Origin of the sequence: Janthinobacterium amylolyticum (assembly GCF_051380655.1) — a bacterium.
GTDB lineage: Bacteria > Pseudomonadota > Gammaproteobacteria > Burkholderiales > Burkholderiaceae_D > Janthinobacterium.
The window spans coordinates 70,862-94,298 of sequence record NZ_JBNYXL010000009.1; the positions used below are offsets into that span (position 1 = coordinate 70,862).

Annotated in this window: 19 protein-coding genes; 10 read left to right on the plus strand and 9 right to left on the minus strand. The window is 63.4% G+C overall.

Annotated elements, in window-relative coordinates:
• Positions 1-3: 3 nt before the first annotated feature.
• Genes ACQ4WR_RS19565 through argS form a run of 5 tightly spaced genes read right to left on the minus strand, consistent with a single transcriptional unit; the run spans position 4 to position 4,731 of the window.
• Complete coding sequence (locus tag ACQ4WR_RS19565; RefSeq protein WP_436489344.1) at positions 4-798, minus strand: biotin--[acetyl-CoA-carboxylase] ligase; 795 nt, start codon at positions 796-798, stop codon at positions 4-6.
• A gap of 15 nt (positions 799-813) precedes the next feature.
• Positions 814-1,596, minus strand: a complete 783-nt coding sequence (locus ACQ4WR_RS19570; RefSeq protein ID WP_436489345.1) for an SDR family oxidoreductase — start codon at positions 1,594-1,596, stop codon at positions 814-816.
• Positions 1,597-1,633: 37 nt separating this feature from the next.
• The gene (locus tag ACQ4WR_RS19575; protein ID WP_102298984.1) at positions 1,634-2,305 is read right to left on the minus strand and encodes a thiol:disulfide interchange protein DsbA/DsbL; all 672 of its coding nucleotides are present in this window, start codon (positions 2,303-2,305) and stop codon (positions 1,634-1,636) included.
• 9 nt (positions 2,306-2,314) lie between these two features.
• Positions 2,315-3,001 carry an SPOR domain-containing protein gene (locus ACQ4WR_RS19580; protein ID WP_436489347.1) on the minus strand — a complete coding sequence of 229 codons (687 nt, stop codon included), beginning with the start codon at positions 2,999-3,001 and terminating at the stop codon, positions 2,315-2,317.
• A 20-nt stretch (positions 3,002-3,021) separates the two neighbouring features.
• The gene (gene argS / locus ACQ4WR_RS19585; RefSeq protein ID WP_102298981.1) at positions 3,022-4,731 is read right to left on the minus strand and encodes an arginine--tRNA ligase; all 1,710 of its coding nucleotides are present in this window, start codon (positions 4,729-4,731) and stop codon (positions 3,022-3,024) included.
• A gap of 384 nt (positions 4,732-5,115) precedes the next feature.
• Here argS and rsmB point away from each other — a divergent pair, with 384 nt between their 5' ends.
• The 8 genes from rsmB (at position 5,116) to ACQ4WR_RS19625 (ending at position 13,357) form a co-directional block, all read left to right on the plus strand.
• Positions 5,116-6,534 carry a 16S rRNA (cytosine(967)-C(5))-methyltransferase RsmB gene (rsmB, locus tag ACQ4WR_RS19590; protein ID WP_436489349.1) on the plus strand — a complete coding sequence of 473 codons (1,419 nt, stop codon included), beginning with the start codon at positions 5,116-5,118 and terminating at the stop codon, positions 6,532-6,534.
• A 97-nt stretch (positions 6,535-6,631) separates the two neighbouring features.
• Positions 6,632-7,141 (plus strand): DUF4390 domain-containing protein, encoded by a 510-nt coding sequence (locus tag ACQ4WR_RS19595; protein WP_436489351.1) that lies wholly within the window; start codon positions 6,632-6,634, stop codon positions 7,139-7,141.
• Positions 7,141-9,438, plus strand: a complete 2,298-nt coding sequence (locus tag ACQ4WR_RS19600) for a sensor histidine kinase (protein ID WP_436489352.1) — start codon at positions 7,141-7,143, stop codon at positions 9,436-9,438. Before ACQ4WR_RS19595 ends, ACQ4WR_RS19600 begins: the two co-directional genes overlap by 1 nt.
• A gap of 97 nt (positions 9,439-9,535) precedes the next feature.
• On the plus strand, positions 9,536-10,255 hold the full coding sequence (locus tag ACQ4WR_RS19605) for a response regulator (RefSeq protein ID WP_314634491.1): 720 nt from the start codon (positions 9,536-9,538) through the stop codon (positions 10,253-10,255).
• Positions 10,252-10,653: a GTPase gene (locus tag ACQ4WR_RS19610; protein ID WP_436489355.1), complete on the plus strand. Its 402-nt coding sequence runs from the start codon at positions 10,252-10,254 to the stop codon at positions 10,651-10,653. The genes ACQ4WR_RS19605 and ACQ4WR_RS19610 overlap by 4 nt, the downstream gene beginning before the upstream one ends.
• Positions 10,654-10,819: 166 nt before the next feature.
• On the plus strand, positions 10,820-11,077 hold the full coding sequence (locus ACQ4WR_RS19615; RefSeq protein WP_010393222.1) for a BTH_I0359 family protein: 258 nt from the start codon (positions 10,820-10,822) through the stop codon (positions 11,075-11,077).
• 82 nt (positions 11,078-11,159) lie between these two features.
• A complete protein-coding gene (locus ACQ4WR_RS19620) occupies positions 11,160-11,939 on the plus strand; it encodes a class II glutamine amidotransferase (RefSeq protein ID WP_436489357.1) in 780 nt (259 codons plus the stop codon).
• 137 nt (positions 11,940-12,076) lie between these two features.
• Positions 12,077-13,357, plus strand: a complete 1,281-nt coding sequence (locus ACQ4WR_RS19625; protein WP_102296605.1) for an EAL and HDOD domain-containing protein — start codon at positions 12,077-12,079, stop codon at positions 13,355-13,357.
• A 159-nt stretch (positions 13,358-13,516) separates the two neighbouring features.
• Here the strand turns inward: ACQ4WR_RS19625 and ACQ4WR_RS19630 are convergent, their stop codons facing one another.
• Both ACQ4WR_RS19630 and metH read right to left on the minus strand, forming a co-directional pair.
• Entirely contained in the window at positions 13,517-13,888 is a 372-nt protein-coding gene (locus ACQ4WR_RS19630; RefSeq protein WP_436489359.1) for an SPW repeat protein, read from the minus strand.
• 118 nt (positions 13,889-14,006) lie between these two features.
• Positions 14,007-17,801 (minus strand): methionine synthase, encoded by a 3,795-nt coding sequence (gene metH, locus ACQ4WR_RS19635; protein ID WP_436489361.1) that lies wholly within the window; start codon positions 17,799-17,801, stop codon positions 14,007-14,009.
• Positions 17,802-18,443: 642 nt separating this feature from the next.
• On the opposite strand from metH, the gene ACQ4WR_RS19640 reads away from it, so the two are divergent.
• Both ACQ4WR_RS19640 and ACQ4WR_RS19645 read left to right on the plus strand, forming a co-directional pair.
• Positions 18,444-20,921 (plus strand): IPT/TIG domain-containing protein, encoded by a 2,478-nt coding sequence (locus tag ACQ4WR_RS19640; protein WP_436489363.1) that lies wholly within the window; start codon positions 18,444-18,446, stop codon positions 20,919-20,921.
• A gap of 163 nt (positions 20,922-21,084) precedes the next feature.
• Entirely contained in the window at positions 21,085-21,492 is a 408-nt protein-coding gene (locus tag ACQ4WR_RS19645; protein WP_436489365.1) for a tautomerase family protein, read from the plus strand.
• Here ACQ4WR_RS19645 and ACQ4WR_RS19650 read toward each other — a convergent pair whose 3' ends face one another.
• Positions 21,493-22,395, minus strand: coding sequence for a LysR family transcriptional regulator (locus ACQ4WR_RS19650; protein WP_436489367.1), 903 nt, complete (start codon positions 22,393-22,395; stop codon positions 21,493-21,495).
• A 42-nt stretch (positions 22,396-22,437) separates the two neighbouring features.
• A complete protein-coding gene (gene fmt, locus ACQ4WR_RS19655; protein WP_102297572.1) occupies positions 22,438-23,394 on the minus strand; it encodes a methionyl-tRNA formyltransferase in 957 nt (318 codons plus the stop codon).
• Between the last annotated feature and the right edge of the window lie 43 nt (positions 23,395-23,437).

The window sequence follows — 23,437 nt, forward strand, 5'->3', positions numbered from 1 at the left end:
CGCTTACTCCCCGGCCAGGCGCAGGGAAACGTCGCCTGACATGATGTGCTGCACGCCGTCCGCGCCGTGCAGCAGCAGCCGGCCCAGTTCATCCACGCCGACCGCCACGCCTTGCTGCAGCAGCTGGCCATTGTCGAGGATTTTCACGTGCTGGCCCTGCCAGGCGTGCAGCAGATTCCAGCGCTCCGTGAACGGTGCAAAGCCCGTGTCGTCGAATTCGGCAAGCACGCCAGCCAGGCGGCTGAGCAAGGCCGCCACCAGGGTATTGCGCTCCATCTGCGCCAGCCAGGGCACGGCCGAGACGCTGCGCCCGATCTGCTGTTCCAGCGCATCGGGCATCAACAGATTGATGCCGCAGCCGATCACGGCCCACACGCCGCCATCCGCTGCCTGCTGCGTCTCGACGAGGATGCCGGCCAGTTTGTGGCCATCCTTGAGCATGTCGTTCGGCCATTTCAGCTGCACCGGCACGCCCAGCGACGTCATGCTTTCGGCCAGTGCCACGCCGACGGCCAGCGGCAAGCCGACCAGCCGGTGCAACGGTCCCTTGAAGGGCCAGGCCAGCGAGAACATCAGGCTGGCATCGGCCTGCGACACCCAGGGGCGTCCGGCGCGCCCGCGGCCGGCCGTCTGCTGGCCGGCGATGCGCAGGGTCGCTCCGGCCAGGGTGGCGCAACGGGCCAGCAGGTCGGCGTTGGTCGATCCCGTTTCGTCAACCACTTCGATGGCCACATGGGCGGCGCCCGTGGCGCAATGGGCGGAAATCGCCGTGCTGTTCAGGTCTGCGTGCTTCGTCATAGGGATATCAGTTTGTTACTGGCTGTCGCCGGATGGCGTGCTGCGCGCCTTGTGCGGCGCGTTGGCGAAGGCCATGTCGTAGACGGCATTGGGCAGTGCGCGCAGCACTTTGGCGACGACGCCCATCTGCCACGGGATCACGCGGTAGCTGTCGCCGTCGGCGATGGCGCGCGCGGCGCGTTCGGCGAATTTGCCAGCTGGCATCAGGAACGGCATGCGGTAGGCATTGTGCCGCGTCATAGGCGTGTCGATGTAGCCGGGCGTGATGGTGACGACCTTGACGCCGGCCGGCTTGAGTTCCAGGCGCAGCGATTCGCAGTAGCTGATCACGGCCGCCTTCGAGGCGCTGTACGCTTCGGCGCCGGGCAGGCCGCGGATGCCGGCCACGCTGCCGATGCCCACCAGGCGTCCGCTGCCCTGCGCCTGCATGCTGGCGATGAAGGGGGCGAAGGTGGCGACGGTGGCCGTGACATTGATGGCCATCAGGCGGGCGAAGGCGTCGAGGTCTTCCGCGTGTTCGCTCAAGGTGCCGTACGAGACGCCGGCGCTGGCGATGACGACGTCGATGCCGCCGGCCTGGCCGATGAAGTCAGCGGCCGCGTTTTTCAGGGCGGCGTGGTCGCACACATCGACGGCGTAGGCGCGGTGGCGTTCAGGGTGGTGCAGGGTGGCGATCAGTTGCTGCAGGGTCTCGCCGCGGCGGGCCAGCAGGCCAAGCCGGGCACCCTGGCGTGCGTAGTGCTGCGCCAGGGCGGCGCCCAGGCCGCTCGACGCGCCCGTGATGAAAACGCGCTGCATCAGGCGATGCCCGGGCGCGCCAGGGAAGGGCGCATGCTTATTTCTTTTCCGCTTTGGCTTTTGCCACCAGCACGTCCATCACGGTCAACGCCTGGGCGTTCAGCTGCTCTTCGTTCTGTGCCGACTTGCTGCCCTGGTTCGCCTGCGACGGCGAGGTGATGTAGCGGCCATCGATGGCGATCATGGGCCAGAACGTCACGTTATATGCCTGCATCATCGAGTCGGCATGGCGCACGCGGGCCGAGATGCCCATCGAACGGTAGGTGTCGATGAATTTCTGGCGGTCCACGCCCTGCTTGGCGACGAAGTCGAACACGGCATCATCGGTGGCCAGGCGGTTGCGCTCCACGTGCATGGCATTGAATACCTTGGCATGCAGCTTGTCGGTCAGGCCCATGGCTTGCATGGTGAAGAACAAGCGCTGCTGCGGCGCCACGCTGTCATCGCGTGACACGTGCACGCGCTTGAAGACGATGTTGTCGCCCTGTTTCTTGACCCAGGCCGCCAGCTGCGGTTCGAGCACATTGCAATGGGGGCAGTAGTAGGCGAAAAACTCCGTTACTTCGACCTTCTTGCCCGACTCCGTCGCCTGCGGCGTGGCCAGGGTTTCGTATTCGACGCCGTTCTTTGGCTCGGCCGGGGAGGCGGATGCGCCCATGGCGGCGCCGCACAGGGCGGCGGCAAACAGGACTTTTTTCAGAAAACGCATGCTGGTTCCTTATTTTTGGTTGCGGACGACGGCGACATCGATGCCGTTTTCGGACAGTTTGGTACGTGCGCGGTTCATCGCTTCGAGCTGGTTGAATGGCCCGACCCTGACGCGGTGCAGCACGCCGGCGTCGGTGCTGCGGTCGCTGATGGCCGCTTCAAATCCCAGCAGCGCCAGTTTGCCACGCGTGCTTTCGGCGTCCGCCATGTCATGGAAGGCGCCAGCCTGCAGATAATAAATCCATTTGTCGCCGGCCGCATCGGCCTTCGCTTGCGGCGCTGGCGCGGCGGCCGGTGTTTTCGGCGCCGGCTTGTCCTTCAATGTGCCGATGAGTTCCTGCAGCGCATCCGGTGGCGGCGCCTTTGGCTGCTGCGCTGGCGCGGGCGCCGGTGCAGGGGATGCCGGCTGCGTTGGCGAGGCGACTTCGCGCGGCTCCTTGGAGAAGTCGCGCGCCGCTTCCTTGGCCGCTTCCTTGTTGCCGTACATCGGCTTGTTCGGGTCGGCGATCTGGCCGGCCGTCGGTTCGGCCGATTTGCCGGCGCGGCCCGACTTGTCGGTAAATGGCGAGGAGCCCTTGGTGATCACCAGGGCGACCACCACGGCGATGCCCAGGCCGATGACCAGGCCGATGATGATGCCGACCAGGGTATTGCCCTGCTGGCGGCGGGCGGAAGAAAAGCGGGAAGCGTGACTCATGTACGGTTTGACCTTCGCGATTACATTTTGCTTGGCGCGGATACGCCAATCAGGGCCAGGCCATTGCGCAGCACCTGGCGCGCGGCGACCACCAGGGCCAGGCGGGCCAGCTTGACGGCTTCGTCCTCGACCAGCACTTTTTCAGCGAAGTAGAAGCTGTGCAGGTTGGCTGCCAGGTCGCGCAGGTAGAAGGCGACCTGGTGCGGTCCCAGTTCCGCTTGCGCGCGCGCCAGGGTTTCCGGATAGGCGGCCAGGGTTGCCAGCAGGGTCGCTTCGGTCGGCGCGGTGAGTGGAGATAAATCAACGCCGGCGATCGTGCTTTCATCGCCGCCCCAGTTTTCCAGGATGCGGCATATGCGCGCATGCGCGTACTGCACGTAATACACAGGGTTTTCATCCGTGGTTTTCAGCGCCACATCGACGTCGAAGACGAACTCCGTATCGGCCTTGCGCGAGATCAGGAAGAAGCGCACGGCGTCGCGGCCCTTGGCGATGTCGCCGCCGCCCGACCATTCGATCAGGTCGCGCACGGTCACGTAGGAACCGGCGCGCTTCGAGATTTTCACTTCCTCGCCGTCCTTCATGACGGTGACCATCTTGTGCAGCACGTAGTCGGGGTAGCCTTGCGGGATGCCCATGTCGACCGCTTGCAGGCCGGCGCGCACGCGGGCGATGGTGCCGTGGTGGTCGCTGCCCTGGATATTGATGGCCTGCACGAAGCCGCGCTGCCATTTCACCAGGTGATACGCGACATCCGGCACGAAATACGTGTAGGTGCCGTCCGTCTTGCGCATGACGCGGTCCTTGTCGTCGCCGAAGTCGGTGGTGCGCAGCCACAGTGCGCCATCCTGCTCATACGTGTGGCCGGCCTTGATCAGGGTTTCCACTGCGCTGTTGACCTTGCCGTCCGCATACAGCGACGATTCCAGATAGTAATTGTCGAACTTCACGCCGAACGCCTGCAGGTCGATGTCCTGCTCGTTGCGCAGGTAAGTGACGGCGAACGGGCGGATCGAATCGATGTCCTCGACGTTGCCATTGGCCGTGGCAGGCAAGCCATCGCTGGCCGAGACGGTCTTGCCGGCCTTGAAGTCGTTGGCGATGTCGGCGATGTAGTCGCCGTTGTAGGCGGACTCCGGCCATTCGGCGTCGCCCGGCTTGAAGCCGCGCGCGCGCGCCTGCACGGAATTGGCCAGGGTCTGGATCTGCACGCCCGCGTCGTTATAGTAGAACTCGCGCGTCACCTGATAGCCTTGCGCGTCGAACAGCGACGACAGGGCGTCGCCCAGCGCTGCCTGGCGGCCGTGGCCCACGTGCAGCGGACCGGTCGGGTTGGCCGAGACGAATTCCAGGATGACTTGCTTGCCGGCGCCTGCCGTGCTGCGGCCAAAGCTGTCGCCTTCGCCCAGGATGGTTTTCACGACGGCCTGTTTCGCGGCGTTCGACACGCGCACGTTGATGAAGCCGGGGCCGGCGATTTCCACCGCTTCGACCAGGCCCTTGCCGGCCGGATTGGCCAGCACGGCCGTGACGATGGTTTGCGCCAGTTCGCGCGGATTCTGTTTCAGCTGCTTGGCCAGTTGCATGGCGATGTTGCAGGCGACGTCGCCATGCGATGCATCGCGTGGTCGCTCGAGCACCACGCTAGGCGCAAGCGAAGTGCCGGCCAGGACGGGAGCGAGGGCGGCCTGGAACAGGGCGATGATTTCTTGTTTCTGTTGGGCGAGCATGAGCAGGATGGCGGTGGAACCGCGTTAAGAATGAATAGAATGAATCCAAAAGCAAAACGGACGGCGTTGGCAACAGCCGCCCGGACTGCGTTAATTATACTGGTTTGCCGGCGGGAACAATACGCTTGCGCACCCGTCGGCGGGCGAGCACCCGTGCGCAGGTATTTCACGATATTATCAGGACGGCATGCTCTTGTTGGTGCATGAAAACATCAGCATGCGGCATTCTGCTTGTATATATGCAGTTTTTTGCCGCAATTTACATTGATCGCTGCAATCGCCTGGTTCAGAGGGCGCCACAAACGCTACAATCGACCCTTTATTGATGACGCGCGGCCGTGAGTGCAATTGCCGCCAGCCGCGCGCAGCCACACCGGATAATTTATGAACAAGCGCCCAACGCTGAAATTGAAAACCAAGCCGGCGCCAGGCCCGGCCACTCCGCCAAAATTGCGTCCCAGCTACCATCCCGATCTGAAACCAGTCTTGCAGCCAGGCTTCCAGCCGGATTTGCGCGCCGATTCGCTGGCGTTTTGCCTGCTGGGCGCGGCCAATGCCGTGGCGCAAGTGCGCACCGGCACGGCTCTGCCACAAGCGCTGGCCAAGGTATTTGCGCAGTCGAATGCCAGCCCGCAGGCGCGTGGCGCCATCCAGGACATTTCCTACCGCACCATGCGCCAGCTGGGCCGCAGCGAAACCCTGGTTGGCCTGATGACCTCGAAAGCACCCGAGCCGCCGATGCTGGCCGCGCTGCTGTGCTGCGCGCTGTCGCTGATGTCGGCCGAGGCGGACGAACAGCCGTATGAAGAATTCACGGTCGTCGACCAGGCTGTCACGGTGGCCACGTCGCACCCTGACCTGGCGCATGCCAAGGGCATGGTTAACGCTGTCTTGCGGCGTTTCCTGCGCGAACGCAAATCCCTGCTGGAAGCGGCCCTGCAGCAGCCGCTGGCGCAATGGAACTATCCGCAGTGGTGGATCGACTCGCTGCGTCTGGCCTATCCGCGCGACTGGCAAGCCATTTTGACGGCGGGCAACGCCGTGCCGCCCTTGACCTTGCGCGTGAACCGCCGCAAGAGCACGGTGGAAGCGTACCTGGCCGTGCTGGCGGAAGCGGGCATCGCCGCGCGCCAGGTGGGACCGTTCGCCGTGCGCCTCGACAAGCCGAGCGGCGTGGCGCTGATTCCCGGTTTCGAGCAGGGCGTCGTGTCCGTGCAAGATGCCGGCGCGCAACTGGCCGCGCCGCTGCTCGACTTGCAGGACGGCATGCGCGTGCTCGATGCCTGCGCCGCGCCGGGTGGCAAGACGTGCCATATCCTGGAACTGGCCGACGTGCAGGTGACGGCCATCGACGCGGACGCCAAGCGCCTGCCGCGCATCGCGGAAAACCTCGAGCGCCTGGGACTGGACGCCACCTTGAAGGCGCAGGACGCGCAATCGAGCGCCTGGTGGGATGGCCAGCAGTTCGACCGCATCCTGGCCGACGTGCCGTGCACGGCGTCGGGCATCGTGCGCCGCCATCCGGATATCCGCTGGCTGCGCCGCAAGGGTGACGCGTTCCAACTTGCAACACTTTCATCCAAAATTCTGGACAACCTGTGGCAGATGCTGCGCCCCGATGGTAAATTGCTGTTCGTGACTTGTTCATTGTGGCCGCAAGAGTCCGAGGCGCAGGCGGCAGCATTTGCGGTGCGTAATAATGCGACCCGCTTGGCCGCCCCTGGTCAGCTGTTGCCAACTGGCAGCGCGGAGCAGGACCATGACGGTTTGTTCTATGCGCTATTCCAAAAAAATGCGGCTTGAGCGATTCGTCGAACCTTTTCTTACGGACACGACCGGCACACTTGTGACAACACGACTCTTCCGACTCCTGGCCCTGCTGCTGATGCTGGCATGTAGCATGCCGCGCGCGCATGCCGCCGATATGGTCGAGATCACCCGCGCCTACATCGAGTCGAGCGAAGAAGGCTACAAGCTGGCCGCCACGTATTCCTTCGAGCTCAATCACGACCTCGATGACGCGGTACAGCACGGCGTGCCCCTGTTTTTCACGACGGAAATCGAACTGACCCGGCCCCGCTGGTACTGGTTCGATGAAAAGGCCATCGTGGCGCGCCAGACCAGCCGGCTGTCCTATAACGTGCTGACGCGGCAATACCATGTCTCGACAGGAGGCGGGGTGCAGCAGAGCTTTGCCAACCTCGACGACGCGCTGTTCCTGATCCGCCGGCCCAGCCGCTGGCTGGTGGCGCCGCGCGGCGCGCTGAAAGTGGGACAGACGTATAACGTGACCTTGCGCATGGGCATGGACCGCGACTATCTGCCCAAGCCGATACAGGTCAATGCCTTCAATAACAGCGACTGGCGCCTGGCTTCGAATAAAAAAACCTTCTTGTATACGGCGGAGTAGTGAGTCAAGCATTGCGCTATCTGCTGGTGGTGGGCGGCGGCATTGTCAGTATCCTGCTGTTCCTGCTGGCGTCGGCTTCCGACAATTCCGGTTTCTTCGACCGCTACTATTCCTGGCTGCTGGGCCTGAATGCGGCCGTGGCCGTCTCGTTGCTGGCGCTAGTCGGCATTTCCCTCGGGCGCTTGTACGCGCGCTATAAAAGCGGCAAGTTCGGCTCCAAGCTGATGACGCGCCTGGTGATGCTGTTTGCCATCGTCGGCATCCTGCCCGGCCTGGTGATTTTCGTCGTCTCGGTGCGTTTCGTTTCCCACTCGATCGAATCGTGGTTCAACGTCAAGATCGAGGCGGCGCTGGAATCGGGCCTGGAACTGGGACGCGCCGGCCTCGATACGGCCCTCGTCGAGCTTGACAAGCGGGGCCACAAGGCCGTCGACGAGCTGCGCGCCGACCCCGTGGCCGGTCCCGCCGTGCTGACCAGCCTGCTGCGCGAAGAGGGCATGCAAAATGTCATGATCGTCAGCGGCGATGGCGTGCTGCTGGCCAGCGCCGGCCCGCACAGCGCGGCCGACTTGCCGACCCCCGCCATGCTGGCGCAGGCGGCCTTGCCGGCCGGCTATGCTTCCGCGGAAGGGGGGCTGGAATTGCATGACGACAGCATGGAATCGGGCGGTGGCGGCAGCCGTGCCGGCCCGCCGGCGGCGCTGGACGCGGCCGCCAGCCTGCGCCTGCGCGTGCTTGTCGCCGTGCCGGGGCCGTCCGTGTCGCCCCGCTACCTGCAATTGCTGCAAGCCGTGCCGCCCAAGCTGGCGACGAATGGCGAGATGCTGCGCGCCGCTTACAGCGAATACAAGGAACGTTTTGTCGCGCGCGTGGGTCTGCGCAAGATGTACATGGAAATCCTCACGCTGACCTTGCTGCTGGCCATTTTTGGCGCCATCGGCAGCGCCTTCCTGATCGCGGGAAACCTGGCCCAGCCCCTGCTGCTGCTGGCCGAAGGCACGCGCGCCGTGGCCGAGGGCGACCTGTCGCCGCGCCCCATCGTCGCCACCAAGGATGAACTGGGAACCCTGACGCAATCGTTCAATATCATGACGCGCCAGCTGCTCGATGCCCGTACTGCCGTCGAAAGCAACCGCGCCGCCCTGCAAAATGCCAAGGCCCACCTGGAATCGGTGCTGGCGAACATGTCGGCAGGCGTGATGGTGCTCGATGGCGATTTTAAGTTAGTCACCTGCAATGAATCGGTCGAGCGCATCCTGCAGCATCCGGGCGCCAGCATGGTGGGCCAGCCGCTGGCGGATATTGCCGGGATGGAAGAATTTGGCGCCGCCATCGTCAGCGCCTTTACGGCGCAAAGCGCGCAGTCGGCCTCGGGGCGCAACCAGCAGCGCCTGCACTGGCAGCGGCAGATCGAGATCCCGCGCCGCCTGGGCAGCAGCGCCGACGAGCACGACATCACCCTGCTGGCGCGCGGCTCGCGCTTGCCGCTGGAGTCCGGCAGCGGCTATATCGTCGTCTTCGATGATATTTCCGACGTGATTTCCGCGCAGCGCTCGATCGCCTGGGGCGAGGTGGCGCGCCGCCTGGCGCATGAAATCAAGAATCCGCTGACGCCGATCCAGCTGTCGGCCGAGCGCTTGCAGATGAAGCTGGAAGGCAAGCTGGAGCAGCCGGACGCCGACCTGCTGAGCCGCGCCACCACCACCATCGTCAAGCAGGTCGACGCCATGAAGCGCATGGTCGATGACTTCCGCGACTATGCGCGCACGCCGCCGGCCGTGCTGGTGCCGCTGCGCCTGAACGAACTGATCGAAGAGATCCTGAACCTGTATCTGCGCGGCGACGATGGCGACATCATCCACCCGCAGCTGGCGCCGAATCTGCCCATGGTGATGGGCGATCCGACGCAGTTGCGCCAGGTCATACACAACTTGCTGCAGAATGCGCAGGATGCCATGGCGGACCTGCCGCCGGACTCGCCGCATCCGCGGATTGACGTGAGGACGGAAGCAATTCATTATCGCAGTGCGGACGGCGGCGTGAATATCGCCGTGCGGCTGGCCATCAGCGACAATGGCCCCGGTTTCGCGCCGAAGATCCTGGCGCGGGCTTTCGAACCCTACGTCACGTCGAAGGCGCGTGGCACGGGCCTGGGGCTGGCGATGGTGAAGAAAATCATCGATGAACATGGTGGACGCATCGATATCGAGAATCGGGTCGACGGCAATGGCGCTTCGGTGGTCATTTTGCTGTTAAAGTTAGCTCCCGACGCTCCTGCCCAGGAATTCCTGGCATGAACGTCTGGTTTAGTATTTAAAACACTAATAAAATCATAGTTGTCCGCGCGTGCATCTCGTGCGCGACGGCCGGCGAAATGAGGAAGGCAAGACACGAATGGCAAACATACTCGTAGTGGATGATGAAATGGGTATCCGTGAGTTGCTCTCGGAAATATTGGGCGACGAAGGACATGCTATCCAGCTGGCCGAAAATGCGCAGCAGGCGCGCGAAGCGCGTGCCGCCGGTGCACCGGATCTGGTATTGCTGGATATCTGGATGCCCGACACCGATGGCGTGACCCTGCTCAAGGAGTGGCAGCGCGATGGCTTGCTGACCATGCCGGTGATCATGATGTCCGGCCATGCCACCATCGATACGGCCGTCGAAGCGACACGTATCGGTGCATTGAACTTCCTGGAAAAACCGATTGCCCTGCAAAAGCTGCTCAAGGCAGTGCAGCAAGGCTTGACGCGAGCCCAGGAAACCGTGCGGGCGCCGAGCGTGGCGCCGCGTCCGGTGGCGCCCGTCGTGGCCGAGGAAAGCAGCCATCCCGTGCCCAGCTTTGGCGGCAGCGCGCCGCAGCAGTTGATGGTGCGCCCGGGCATCGCCGTGCCGGCGGTGGCCGAGGGCCATGGCTACAATCTGTCGTTCGACCTGCCACTGCGCGAGGCGCGCGATGCGTTTGAACGCATGTATTTCGAACACCACCTGGGCCGCGAAGGCGGCAGCATGACGCGCGTGGCGGAGAAAACCGGCCTGGAACGCACGCATCTGTACCGCAAGCTCAAGCAGCTGGGCGTCGAACCGGGCAAGCTGGCCAAGAAAAGCCTGTGACGCCAAGCGGGCGGCAGCCAACGCCGCTGACCCTGGTCAGCGGCGCCCGTGCCGCTGACCGCGAGGCGGCCATTGCCGCCGCCTTGCGGCCGCACGAAGCCGTTGCCGTGATCCTGGAAGGCTTAGCTGACGGCAACTCCATCCTGGCCGGCCTGGCCGAACAAGCCTCTCCCTCTCCCTCGTTTCCCTTGCAACTATTGCGTATCGCACCCGGTTGCCTGTGCTGCAGCGGCAATCTCGTATTGCGTGTAACATTGAATCGTCTGCTGCGCCATCCCCCTGCGCGCTTGTTCATCAGCCTGGCCGACGCCACGCACATCGAACAATTGCGCAGCTGGCTGGGCGCCAGCCCCTACGATAGCCTGCTGGCGCTGCAAGCGGACGTGCTGCTTGCTTGAACGTGGTTTCCTGACGATGTCCTGACGCAATGACCGCAGTCGCAATTTGCATCTCGTTACAACTCCGTAGCCTGCGGGGCGGCAGGGCGCTTGAAATCGCGCCGTGCCAGCCCCACCTCTGTTCTGACACCGCAGGAGTTCCTCCTGCTTGAGCGAAGGATGCAAAATGAACCTGATCTATAACAGCGAGCAATATAGCGTCGTGGAATTCGGCGCCGACGTCGACCTGGAAGCGCTGCGCTTTGGCGGCTATGAAATCGTCGACAAGGGCGGCAAGCGGGAAACCTTCATTGCCGGCGTGCTGGCGCAACATTTTCGCCGCGACGTCACCGAACTCATCGCCAGCGAACCCAGCATGGAAGAGATCGATGAATTCCTGGGCAGCTACGATTCCCTCATGAGCCAGCCTGTCCTGCTGCACTAGTCCCGTTTGATGGCGATCGCCACCATACCAATTGCCTGGCTGGCATGGTATGGTAGGCGAGTTACCCTGCTGCAAACAGACCATGTGCCAACTTCTCGGAATGAATTGCAATGTCCCCACGGACATTGTCTTTAGTTTTACCGGCTTCGCCATGCGCGGCGGCCATACCGATACCCACCATGACGGCTGGGGCATCGCCTTTTTCGAGGGCGCCGGCGTGCGCCATTTCGTCGACCACCAGGCAGCCGTCGCCTCGCCCGTGGCCGAACTGATCAAACGCTATCCCATCAAGTCGCGCAATGTGATCGCGCATATCCGTAAGGCAACGCAAGGCAAGGTGGCGCTGGAAAACTGCCATCCTTTCGTGCGCGAACTGTGGGGCCGCTACTGGGTGTTTGCCCACAATGGCGACCTGAAACAATTCCATCCCGTGCTGACGGGCAGCTACCGTCCCGTCGGCTGCACCGACAGCGAGCTGGCCTTCTGCTACCTGCTGCAGGAATTGCACGCGCGCTTCGGCGACGCGCCGCCGGCCTTGCCGGCCCTGCACGCGGCGCTGGCCGAGTTGTTGCCAGGCATCGCCGCCCATGGCACCTTCAACATGATGCTGTCGAGCGGCGAAGCGCTGTTTGCCCATTGCTCCACCAGCTTGCATTATCTGGTGCGACAACATCCGTTCCCGACTGCTAAACTGTCCGATGAAGACTTGAGCGTGGACTTTTCCCAGGTCACCACGCCGCAGGACCGGGTGGCCGTGATCGTCACCCAGCCCCTGACGACCAACGAAGAATGGACGGCGTTTTCTCCCGGAGAATTGAAGCTGTTTGTCGACGGGATGGTGCAAGAATCGCCAGCAAGCTAATTTGTTGACGACAATAAACGCTATTACTGCCAAAATACCCACAGCGCGGGCGAAATTCAGCTAAAGTATTGTCAATAGTGAACCTTGATGCGGGCGCGGCGCGGCCGGTATCACTCGACGTGATTGATGAAGATTTAATGATCGATATTTCCAGCAACGACATCACCCCGAAACCCTTGCGCGTGCGCGAGTTTTATCTGGGGCGACAACCTATCCTCGACCGCAACCAGGCCCTGTTCGGCTATGAGTTGCTTTTCCGCAACGCTCCGGTCGGGCCCGCCAACATTACCAGCGACCTGTCCGCCACGGCTTCCGTCATCGCCCACGCTTCGCAGCTGGGCATGGAAAAGGTCATCGGCGATGCGCTCGGTTTCGTCAATGTCGACGCCGATGTCATCATGAGTGACATCTTTGTGTTCCTGCCGCGCGAGAAAGTCGTGCTGGAAATCGTCGAATCGATGCAGGTGACGCCGGAATTGCGCGCGCGCATCAGCGAACTGGTGGGCCATGGCTTCACTTTTGCGCTGGAAAACGTGGTCTCCGACACGGCGCAAGTGCAGGAACTGTTGCCTTTGGTGCAATATGTGAAGATGGACATGCGTACCGTCGATCCGAAGGTGCTGGCGGCACTGGCGCCCCGTTTCAAGCAGGAAAACAAGAAACTGGTGGCGGAAAAGGTCGAGACGCGCGAAGAATTCAAGTCCGGCCTGGACCTGGGCTTCGACTACTTCCAGGGTTATTATTTCGCCAAGCCGGCCATCATGACGGGCAAGAAGCTGTCGCCGTCGCAACTGGCCGTCATGGAACTGATGACACTGGTCACGTCCGACGCGGACAATATGGAGATCGAGCGCGCCATCAAGCGCGACGTATCGCTGGCCCTGAACTTGCTGCGCCTGGTTAACACGCCGGCCGTAGGTGCGCGCCAGCGCATCGATTCGCTGAGCCAGGCCGTCACCGTGCTGGGCCGCCGCCAGCTGCAGCGCTGGCTGCAAATCATGCTGTACGCGGAGCCAAGCAAGCGCGGCCATAGCATGACGCCGCTGCTGATGCTGGCCACCACGCGCGGCCGCCTGCTGGAACTGCTCGCACATAAACTGCGTCCCAACCATGCGCACTCGGCCGATATCGCCTTTACGGTCGGCATCATGTCCCTGATGGACACGCTGTTTGGCGTGCCGATGTCGGAAATCCTCAAGCAGATCGAAGTGATCGATGAAGTGGCCGAAGCGCTGCTGTCGCGCGAAGGTTTCTATGGCGACTTGCTGCGCCTGGCCGAATGCATCGAGCGCATCGAAGACATGGAAGGCGAGATCGTGCCAACCCTGCGCGACCTGGCCATGTCGCCGGACGACCTGGTGGAGCTGGAAATGGCCGCCTACGAATGGAGCGATAACGTTGTCAGGTATGCGCTGTAGGTCGGATTAGCGCGGCCGTCAGACCACGCGTAATCCGACGACATTGTTGGCGGTGACTGTGGGGGGGGGGGGCGGATTACGCGCAGGCGCTAATCCGACCTACGCGACCCGCCCAAAAAGCCCTGCACGGCGTTGCCGTGGCAGGGCTTTTTTGCGTCGCTACGCGGCGGCGCCGGGCCAGTGCTTGTGCAGCTCGGGATCGGTGCGCAGTTCCCACAGGGCCAGCACGACGACGGCGATGCCGACGACCAGCTCGTTCCACATGACCACGCGCTGCTCGGCCAGCCGCAGTATCCACGGCGAGGCAGCCACCCATACGCCCACCAGCAGGTTGACGACGACGGCCCAGAAATAGGTCTTGTACAGGTCGAAGGCGGCCAGGATGGCGATCACCAGCCCGGAGACAAAGGCGTTGACCATCTGCGGTGAGCCTTGCGGATAGGAAAATACCCAGGGCGAGACGACGAGCCACAGGCCCAGCAACAGGATGACCTGGTCCTGCCAGCGTTTGAGTTTGAAATTGCTTGCCATATTTCCTCCTTGCCAGTTGAAACGGCCGGAGCGGGCATGCAGCATGCCGTCCGGCATACTGCGTTAGTGCGCCGCGGCGCGCGAAAGTTCCTTCCGCGCGCCGCCAGCTTTCAAGGCATCAGGAGAGATTCGGTGCCAGCCAGCGCTCCACGTCCTCGATGCTGGCGCCACGGCGCTTGGCCATGTCTTCCACCTGGTCCATGCCGATCTTGCCGACGACGAAGTATTTCGACTCCGGGTGGGCAAAATAGAAGCCGGAGACGGCCGCGCCGGGGAACATGGCATACGATTCCGTCAGTTGCATGCCGATTTCCTCGGCCTGCATGACCTCGAACATTTCTTTCTTGACGGTATGCTCGGGGCAGGCAGGGTAGCCGGGCGCGGGGCGGATGCCGACGTATTTTTCGGCGATCATGTCGTCGTTGCCCAGCTGCTCGTCCGGCACGTAGCCCCACAGGTCCTTGCGCACGCGCTCGTGCAGGTATTCGGCAAAGGCCTCGGCCAGGCGGTCGGCCAGCGATTTGAGCATGATGGACGAGTAATCGTCGTGCGCATCCTCGAAGCGTTTTTCGTACTTTTCAATGCCCAGGCCCGACGTCACGGCGAACATGCCGATGTAATCCTTCACGCCAGATGCCTTCGGCGCAATGAAGTCCGCCAGGCACTGGTTCGGCCGCTGCACGCCATCGACCACGGGTTTGACGCCTTGCTGGCGCATGCCGTAATAGGTGAAGGCGACGGTGCTGCGCGTGTCGTCCGTGTAGACCTCGATATCGTCGTCGTTGACGCTGTTGGCCGGCAGCAGGGACACGACGCCATTGGCCGTCAGCCAGCGCCCGTCGATGAGTTTTTTCAGCAAGGCCTGGCCTTCCGCGTACACCTTGGTGGCCGCGTCGCCCACCACCTCATCCGTCAAGATGGCGGGGAAGGGACCGGCCAGGTCCCAGGTCTGGAAGAACGGGCCCCAGTCGATGTAGTTGGCCAGGGTGGCCAGGTCGACGTTCCTGAACACGCGCCGGCCGATGAATTTCGGTTTCACGGGCGTGCAGGCGCCGTCGAACGGCACGATCATCTTGTTGGCGCGCGCCTGCGCCAATGGCAGGATGGGCAGCGCCTTCTTGTTGGCATGCTGCTCGCGGATGCGCGCGTAGTCGAGTTCGATGTCTTCCACGTACTTGTCGCGCTGCTCCGGCGTCAGCAAGGATTGCGCCACGGACACGGAACGCGAGGCGTCCGGCACGTAGATCACGGGGCCTTCATAGTTGTGGGCGATTTTCACGGCCGTGTGGGCACGGCTGGTGGTGGCGCCGCCGATCAGCAGGGGAATCTTCAGCATGCGGAAGTGTTCATCGCGCTGCATTTCCTTGGCGACATACGCCATCTCTTCCAGCGACGGTGTGATCAGGCCCGAGAGACCAATGATGTCCGCGTTTTCCACCTTGGCGCGGGCCAGGATTTCCGAGCACGGCACCATCACGCCCATGTTCACCACTTCGAAGTTATTGCATTGCAGAACGACGGTGACGATGTTCTTGCCGATGTCATGCACGTCGCCTTTCACGGTGGCCATGATGATCTTGCCTTTCGGCTTGGCGACGATGCCCGTGCGCTTTTCTTCCAGCAGCTTTTCTTCCTCGATGAACGGAATCAAATGGGCCACGGCCTGTTTCATGACGCGCGCCGATTTCACCACCTGCGGCAAAAACATCTTGCCCTGGCCAAACAGGTCGCCGACCACGTCCATGCCGGCCATCAAGGGGCCTTCGATCACGTGGATGGGGCGCCCGCCATTGTGCAGCAGCTCCTGGCGCGCTTCTTCCGTGTCCTCGACGATGAATTGCGTGATGCCGTGCACCAGCGCGTGCGACAGGCGCTGCTGCACGGTGCCTTCGCGCCAGGCCAGCGTTTGCGCCTCGGCCTTGCCGCCTGCCTTCAGGGTGCCGGCAAATTCGATCATGCGTTCGGTCGAGTCTTCGCGGCGGTTCAGCACCACGTCTTCCACGCGCTCGCGCAGTTCCGGGTCCAGGTTGTCGTACACGCCCACCATGCCGGCGTTGACGATGCCCATGGTCATGCCGGCCTTGATGGCGTGGTACAGGAAGACGGTATGGATGGCTTCGCGTGCCGGATCGTTGCCGCGGAAACTGAAGGACACGTTCGACACGCCGCCCGAGATCTTCGCGTACGGCAAGTTTTCCTTGATCCAGCGCGTGGCGTTGATGAAGTCGACGGCGTAGTTATTGTGTTCCTCGATGCCGGTGGCGACGGCAAAGATGTTCGGATCGAAAATGATGTCTTCCGGCGGGAAGTCCAGCGCGTCGATCAGCAGGTGGTACGCGCGGGCGCAGATTTCGATCTTGCGCTCGAAGGTATCGGCCTGGCCCTTCTCATCGAAGGCCATGACGATGACGGCGGCGCCGTAGCGGCGGCACAGCTTGGCCTGGCGCAGGAATTCCTCTTCGCCTTCCTTCATGGAAATCGAGTTGACGATGGCCTTGCCCTGCACGCATTTCAGGCCCGCCTCGATGACCGACCATTTCGACGAGTCGACCATGATGGGCACGCGCGAAATATCCGGTTCCGAGGCGATCAGATTCAGGAAGCGCGTCATGGCGGCCAGCGAATCGAGCATCGCTTCATCCATGTTGATGTCGATTACCTGGGCGCCGTTTTCCACCTGCTGGCGGGCCACGGACAGGGCTTCGTCGTATTGCTCGTTGAGAATCATGCGCGCGAATGCCTTCGAGCCCGTGACGTTGGTGCGCTCGCCCACGTTGACGAACAGCGATTCGTCATTGACGACGAACGGTTCCAGGCCGGCCAGGCGCAAGTCGTGCGATGGGGCCGGCACGGTGCGCGGCGTGTTTTTCGACAGCAATTGGCCGATGGCGGCGATGTGCTCGGGCGTGGTGCCGCAGCAGCCGCCGGCCATGTTCAGGAAGCCCGCGTCGGCAAATTCGCGCAGCAGGGCGGAGGTGTCGGCTGGCAACTCGTCAAAGCCCGTGTCGCTCATGGGGTTGGGCAAGCCCGCGTTCGGGTAGATGCACACGAAGGTGTCGGCGATCTTGGCCAGCTCTTCCGCGTACGGACGCATCAGGGCGGCGCCCAGCGCGCAGTTCAGGCCGATCGTCAGCGGTTTCGCATGGCGCACGGAATGCCAGAAGGCGGGCACGGTCTGGCCCGACAGGATGCGGCCGGAGGCGTCCGTGACGGTGCCGGAAATCATCAGCGGCAGGCGCACGACGGTCGGGTTTTGCTCGTAGTACAGGTCGATGGCGAACAGCGCCGCCTTGCAGTTGAGGGTATCGAAAATGGTTTCCACCAGCAGCACGTCGGCGCCGCCTTCCACCAGGCCCTGCGTCTGCTGCAGGTAGGCGGCCACCAGCTGGTCGAAGGTGACGTTGCGCGCGGCCGGGTCGTTCACGTCGGGCGAGATCGACGCCGTCTTCGGCGTGGGCCCGAGGGCGCCGGCGACGAAGCGCGGCTTGTCCGGCGTGGAATATTTATCGCAGGCGGCGCGCGCCAGTTTGGCGGCCTGCACGTTCATTTCATAGGCCAGGTGGGCCATGTGGTAATCGTCCTGCGCGATCGTCGTGGCGCCAAAGGTATTCGTTTCGATCAGGTCGGCGCCGGCCGCCAGGTAGCGCTCGTGGATTTCCTGGATGATGTGCGGCTGCGTCAGGGTCAGCAGCTCGTTGTTGCCCTTGACGAACAGTTCACGCGCGCCGCTGTCGGCCGGCGCGGCGAAATCGATGAAGCGGCCGGCGGGACCGCCACGGTAGGCTTCTTCGTCGAGCTTGTATTGCTGGATGATCGTGCCCATCGCGCCGTCGAGGATCATGATCCGCTGCGCCAGGATGGCGCGCAGGGTGGCTTCGGTCGGGGACATGGCGGGGATCACGGTATCGTTCATTTCATGCTTTCAATAGGCAAACGGGCGGCGGCGCAGTGCAAGACAGTTCCAGGCGTGGCGATGGCGGGTCAGCGGGGTCGGCTGACGGAGAGTGCCGGCCGGGTAGGGCGGGCAGAGGGTGGCAATCGCCTGAATCGCCGGGTCTAAAATTATACGGCATCAGGCTGCTTTGGTTTTGAGCAAAAGGCCGGCTTGCCGCGCCCGTGCTTGCCCGCGCAACACTTTCGCCCGCTTGTGGCGATATCCAGAAGTTACATTCCTGAAAATCTTAATGAAAACGTTAATTCTTCCGCCAAAGTTGGCAAGAAGGCAGTATCTCTATGGTGTGGAAAAATATCCACACATTAAAAAATTCGCGGCATTTTTTTTCATGAATGGAATAGCAATAGGCGCATGAAGAAACAATCTTGATCCAGGACAAGACAGAGTGAAGTGAATCATGCTGGAAATAAAGATTGCCAAGCAGCTACCTTAACTATTATCAAAACCAATTAAATCAAAAGCATTAATAGTTGTCTTTAGGAATCTAAATCACCCATAATATTGGTTCTCTGAATTCAAATTCTCACCAAAAGTCACCAATATGTCACATTTCCCTTGCGCCGCTCACGGCATCACGCTTTCCGGACATGGTTGCCAGCCATGAAAAACCATCTGCTTATCGCATTGTTTCTCATGCTGGGCCTGTCCGCCTGTGGTGGCGGCGGTGGCGGCGGTGGCGACACCGTGGTGGCGACCACGTCGAATAACCCGGTCCTGATCCCGGCCGTCACGGCCGTGTCGGCCACGAATGTCGCCGTCGGCGGCAGCGTGGTGCTCACGGGTAGCAATCTCAGTCGTGTGACGGCGTTCCAGGTGGGCGGCGTGACCGTCGCCAGCAGCGCCGCCAGCGACAGCAGCGTGACCCTGGCCATGCCAGGCGTGCCCGTCTCCGGCGCCTTGAGCCTGGTCAGTGCCAGCGGCACGGCAGCTACCAGCTACAACCTGAATGTGTACCTGCCGCTGAGCGTCAGCAGCGTCGCGCCAGCGACGGGCGGCACGGGTTCCAGCGTGACCATCGCCGGTAGCGGCATGGGCGCCGTCACGGCAGTGCAGTTTGGCAATGGCGCGTCCGCCATCCCGCAAAGCCAGAGCGCGACCGAGGTGACAGTGCTGGTGCCGGCAGGCGCCGCGACGGGTCAGCTGACGCTGCGCGGTCCGTATAACGATGTGCTCAGCAACGACAGCTACACCGTCTTGGCGAGCGTGTCGGTAACGTCGATCAGTACGGTTGTCGGCGCCTCGACCATGTCGGTGACAGTGCTGGGCAACAACCTGGACCAGGTCAGCGCCGCGTCGGTGGGCAACACGCCGGCCAGCATCGTCAGCGCCAGCAGCAGCCAGCTGGTCTTGAGCGCGCCGGCCACGGCGACGGGCAATGTCTTGCTGTCGGCTGCCTCGCGCATCGCCGTCAATGCGGGCACCGTGTCGGCCTTTACGCTGGGCAGCATCGACTTCGCGCAAGTGTTCAACCTGAATTCCAGCGACGCGGCCTTGCGCCTGACGCGCGGCAAGTCCGCTGCCGTGCGCGTCTCCGTGCTGGGCACGCAGGCGGGCCGTGCCAGTCCTGCCGTGACCCTGGTTGCCACCTCCGCCAATGGCAATGCCCTGGGCAGTATCAACATGACCGGCCCGGCCGTCTTGCCGACGGTAAAGAGCGATTACAGCTTCAACGGCAACTTCAGCGGCGTCTTGCCGGCCAGCTGGATCCTGCCAGGCGTGCGCGTGCGCGTGACGGCCGTGGGCAACGATGGCACGCAGGTGAGCCAGGAAGCGGCACCGCTGGTGGCCAGCGCCGCGCGCATTCGCCTGGTACTCGTGCCGCTGCTCACCGATGATGGCGTGGCGCAATTGCCGAGCGCCGACGTGATCCGTGCCGCGCTGACGCGCGTATATCCGTATGCGGCGGAAAACATCAGCATCACCACGCGCGCCGCCCTGTCCATCCCGGGCAGCAGCACCGTCGACAGCTGGTGGAGCACCACCCTGGAAACGCTGGAGCGCAACCGTGTCCAGGAAGACAGCGGCGCCTATTATTATGGTTTCGTGCCGAAAATGTCCGTCGGCCGTTCCGCCGGCCTGGCCTACATCAATTCGCGCACGTCGGCCGGCGATTTCACCTCGGCCATCGGCCTGGACGCCAGCTACAACGGCAGCGGCTCAAGCGATGCCTTCGGCAACAGCTGGCCAGAATGGCTGACCACGCTTGTGCATGAACTGGGCCACAACCACTCGCTGCAGCACGTTGCCTGCGGCGGCCCGACGGGCACGGCGGTCGACTATCCGTATGCAAATGGCGCGCTGGGCCCGCAGCCGCTGTACAACAGCAGCTATGACGGCAGCATCGGCCAGTTGGGCCAGGCGACCTATGGCGCAGGCACGCCGATGAAGGATGTGATGAGCTATTGCCGCGGCGCCTGGTTCTCCGACTACAGCTATGCGCGGGTGCAGCAATTCCTGGAAAAACGCAGCACGCAAACCACGGCCAGCAATGTGGTGGGCGCCAGCACCTCCGTGGCGGAAAACGGCTACCTGACCATTTCCGGGCGCATCACGTCCGGTGGCGTGAGCCTGCGCCCGGCCATCGCTTCGTCCTCGCGCGTCGGCGCGGCCAGCAGCGGCAGCGGACAGGCTTACATCCTTCGCCTGCTGACGGCGTCAGGACAGACTATCGACTTGCCCTTCGATGCCGCGACCCTGGCCGACCATGGCGGCAGCGCCATGAGCCACTTCCGCGTCAGCTTCGCCAATCCGGGCGCCATCAGCGAGGTGGAAGTGTTGTCAAATGGCAAGCCATTGGCCAAGCTGGACCGTTCTGCCCGCCGTGGCGCGACCGCCGCCAATGACGCCAGTTTTAATCTCGCGCAAAATGGCGGCAAGCTGGCGCTGGTGTGGGATGCGCAGGCGGAACCGTTTGCCGCCGTGCTGCACGTGGCCGCCGATGGCCGCAGGACGCTGCTCGCCAGCGGCTTGACGGGCGGCAGCGCCAGTATCGACGTGAGCGCCTTGCCGGCCGGCGGGCGTTTCGAAGTCAGCCTGTCGTCGTCGCTTGGCGGGCGCTTGAAGGTGATGCGCCGCTAGACGGCCACGCCGGAATGCCAAAAGGGCTTGCCGCGGCAAGCCCTTTTTCATGCGCGCCGGCATTTGTGCGCCAACTGCACAGATCCTGTGCCTGGCCGGGGCTGCCATTCTGGCGCCTGGCTGCCTAGAATGGGCTTCCTGTCACCTTTCCTGGAAGTATCCCATGCCTATCCTGAACCTGAGTTTGTCGAGCGCGCCTGATGCGCGCCAGTCGGCCGCTATCGCCGCCACCCTGAGCCGCCTGACGGCGCAACTGCTGCACAAGGCGCCCGAGCTGACCTCCGTGGCCATCAGCCATCTTGACGCGGCGCACTGGTTTGTCGGCGGGCCATCCTTGCAGGCGCAAGGCAAGACCAGCTTTTTCCTCGATATCCTGATCAGCGATGAAACGAATACGGCGGCGGAAAAGGCCGCGTACATCGCCGCCGTGTTCGCCGCCATGCAGGAGTTCCTGGGCGCATTGCATGAAGTGAGCTATATCCATGTGCATGACGCGCGCCAGGCGGCCTGGGGCTATGGCGGCTTGACGCAGCAGTTCCGCGCCGTGCGCAAGGTGCTGGGGCAGCCGTGATCAATCCCAGTGGCGTTCCTGATAGTACTGGACGGCAAAATCAATGAAGACCCTGACCTTGGGCGACAGCAGGCGGCTGTGCGGATACAGCGCGTACAAGGTGCGTGGAAGCAAGGTGTAGCCGGGCAACACTTGCACCAGCTGGCCGCTGCGCAGCGCGTCGCGCACGATGAAGGCGGCCTCGCCGACGATGCCCATGCCGCCCACGGCCGCTTCGCGCAAGGCCACGCTGGTATTGGCTTGCAAGCTGCCCTGTATGGCCACCTTATGGGACGCACCGGCGGCGTCCGTGAACAGCCACTCCGCCGGCTTGTCGCCGGAGCTGTACATCAGGCAATTGTGCTGCGCCAGATCCTGCGGCGTGGCCGGATGGCCATGCCGCGCCAGGTAGGCGGGCGCGGCGACGGCCACCGTGCGGCTGCTGGCCAGCTGGCGCGCCACCAGGGTGGAGTCGGGCAAGCCGCGCGCCAGGCGCAGCGCCACGTCGAAACCATCGTCGAGCAAGTCGACAATGCGGTCATTGCAGACCAGGTCGAGGTGGATGTGCGGGTATTGCCGGGCAAAGTCGGGCAGCCAGGTGGCCAGCTCCAGCGTGCCAAAGGCCATCGGTGCATTGATGCGCAGGCTGCCGGACGGTTGCGCCTGGTGGAGGGCGACGGCGCGGTCGGCCGCGTCAAGGGCGTCGAGGATGTCGCGGCTGGCCAGATAGTAGTCATGGCCGGCGGCCGTCAGGGCGAAACGGCGCGTCGTGCGGTTCAGCAGTTGTGCGCCCAGCTGGTTTTCCAGCTGGCGGATCTGGCGCGAGACGATGGAGTGCGACACGCCCAGCGCGGCACCGGCGGCCGTGAAACTGCCGAGTTCCACGACGCGGCGCAGGGCGCGCAGGGCTGCCAGCTGGTCCATGGGTGCCTGGCGCCGCGCTTATTGGTTTGTCAGGGGGCGCAATTAAACGAAGCGCTTGCCTTCAAGGGGGAAGCCCTTGATGAATTCGGCTGCAGGCAGGCGCTTGCCGCCCGGCTTTTGCAGCTCCGTCAGACGCAGCGAACCATTGCCGCAGGCAACGATGATGCCGTGCTGGGCGTCGGCTGCCAGCACCTGGCCCGGCGCTTCCTTGCTGTCCGCTTCCAGCACGTCGGCGGCCCAGATCTTGATGGTCGTGCCATCGACCTGGCCGCAGGCGCCGGGGAAAGGATTGAAGGCGCGGATTTTCAGGCCCAGCTCCAGGGCGGGCAGGCTGAAGTCGAGCGCCGCTTCTTCCTTGGCGATTTTTGCCGCGTAGGTGACGCCCGCTTCCGGCTGCGGCACGGCTTCCAGCGGCTGCTGCTGCATCTTGCGCAGGGTCTCGACGATCATCTTGCCGCCGAGTTTAGCCAGCTTGTCATGCAGGGTGGCGGTCGAGTCGCCCGCTTCGATGGGCAGGCGCTCGATGGCCAGCATGGGGCCCGTGTCCAGGCCTTCTTCCATCTGCATGATGGTCACGCCCGTCTCGTCGTCGCCGGCCTCGATGGCGCGGTGGATAGGCGCCGCGCCGCGCCAGCGCGGCAGCAGGGAACCGTGGATGTTGATGCAGGGTTTGATGTCGAGCGTGCTGCGCGGCAAGATCAAGCCGTAAGCCGCCACCACCATCACGTCGTAATCGGTGGCCAGCAGGCGCTCGTGGGCCGCCTTTGCCTCGGCGGCGCGCTGCGGATCCTTGCTGTCCATGCGCAGGGACAGCGGCTGCAGCACGTCGATGCCGTGCTGCTGCGCATACTGCTTGACGGCCGAAGCGTGCAGCTGCATGCCGCGTCCGGCAGGGCGGTCCGGCTGGGTCAGCACCAGCGGAATCTCGAATCCCGCTTCGTGCAAGTCTTTCAGGGCCGTGGCGGCGAATTCAGGCGTGCCTGCGAAGATCACTTTCATATGGTTCCTTGACGTGAGGTGTGCAGGCCCGCGCCCGAAGGCG

What these genes read in the sequence shown, in the direction of transcription:
- ACQ4WR_RS19565 (WP_436489344.1), bottom strand. Translation starts at nt 798, where the DNA reads ATGACGAAGCACGCAGACCTGAACAGCACGGCGATTTCCGCCCATTGC.
- ACQ4WR_RS19570 (WP_436489345.1), bottom strand. Translation starts at nt 1,596, where the DNA reads ATGCAGCGCGTTTTCATCACGGGCGCGTCGAGCGGCCTGGGCGCCGCC.
- ACQ4WR_RS19575 (WP_102298984.1), bottom strand. Translation starts at nt 2,305, where the DNA reads ATGCGTTTTCTGAAAAAAGTCCTGTTTGCCGCCGCCCTGTGCGGCGCC.
- ACQ4WR_RS19580 (WP_436489347.1), bottom strand. Translation starts at nt 3,001, where the DNA reads ATGAGTCACGCTTCCCGCTTTTCTTCCGCCCGCCGCCAGCAGGGCAAT.
- argS (WP_102298981.1), bottom strand. Translation starts at nt 4,731, where the DNA reads ATGCTCGCCCAACAGAAACAAGAAATCATCGCCCTGTTCCAGGCCGCC.
- rsmB (WP_436489349.1), top strand. Translation starts at nt 5,116, where the DNA reads ATGAACAAGCGCCCAACGCTGAAATTGAAAACCAAGCCGGCGCCAGGC.
- ACQ4WR_RS19595 (WP_436489351.1), top strand. Translation starts at nt 6,632, where the DNA reads ATGCCGCGCGCGCATGCCGCCGATATGGTCGAGATCACCCGCGCCTAC.
- ACQ4WR_RS19605 (WP_314634491.1), top strand. Translation starts at nt 9,536, where the DNA reads ATGGCAAACATACTCGTAGTGGATGATGAAATGGGTATCCGTGAGTTG.
- ACQ4WR_RS19615 (WP_010393222.1), top strand. Translation starts at nt 10,820, where the DNA reads ATGAACCTGATCTATAACAGCGAGCAATATAGCGTCGTGGAATTCGGC.
- ACQ4WR_RS19620 (WP_436489357.1), top strand. Translation starts at nt 11,160, where the DNA reads ATGTGCCAACTTCTCGGAATGAATTGCAATGTCCCCACGGACATTGTC.
- ACQ4WR_RS19625 (WP_102296605.1), top strand. Translation starts at nt 12,077, where the DNA reads ATGATCGATATTTCCAGCAACGACATCACCCCGAAACCCTTGCGCGTG.
- ACQ4WR_RS19630 (WP_436489359.1), bottom strand. Translation starts at nt 13,888, where the DNA reads ATGGCAAGCAATTTCAAACTCAAACGCTGGCAGGACCAGGTCATCCTG.
- metH (WP_436489361.1), bottom strand. Translation starts at nt 17,801, where the DNA reads ATGAACGATACCGTGATCCCCGCCATGTCCCCGACCGAAGCCACCCTG.
- ACQ4WR_RS19640 (WP_436489363.1), top strand. Translation starts at nt 18,444, where the DNA reads ATGAAAAACCATCTGCTTATCGCATTGTTTCTCATGCTGGGCCTGTCC.
- ACQ4WR_RS19645 (WP_436489365.1), top strand. Translation starts at nt 21,085, where the DNA reads ATGCCTATCCTGAACCTGAGTTTGTCGAGCGCGCCTGATGCGCGCCAG.
- ACQ4WR_RS19650 (WP_436489367.1), bottom strand. Translation starts at nt 22,395, where the DNA reads ATGGACCAGCTGGCAGCCCTGCGCGCCCTGCGCCGCGTCGTGGAACTC.
- fmt (WP_102297572.1), bottom strand. Translation starts at nt 23,394, where the DNA reads ATGAAAGTGATCTTCGCAGGCACGCCTGAATTCGCCGCCACGGCCCTG.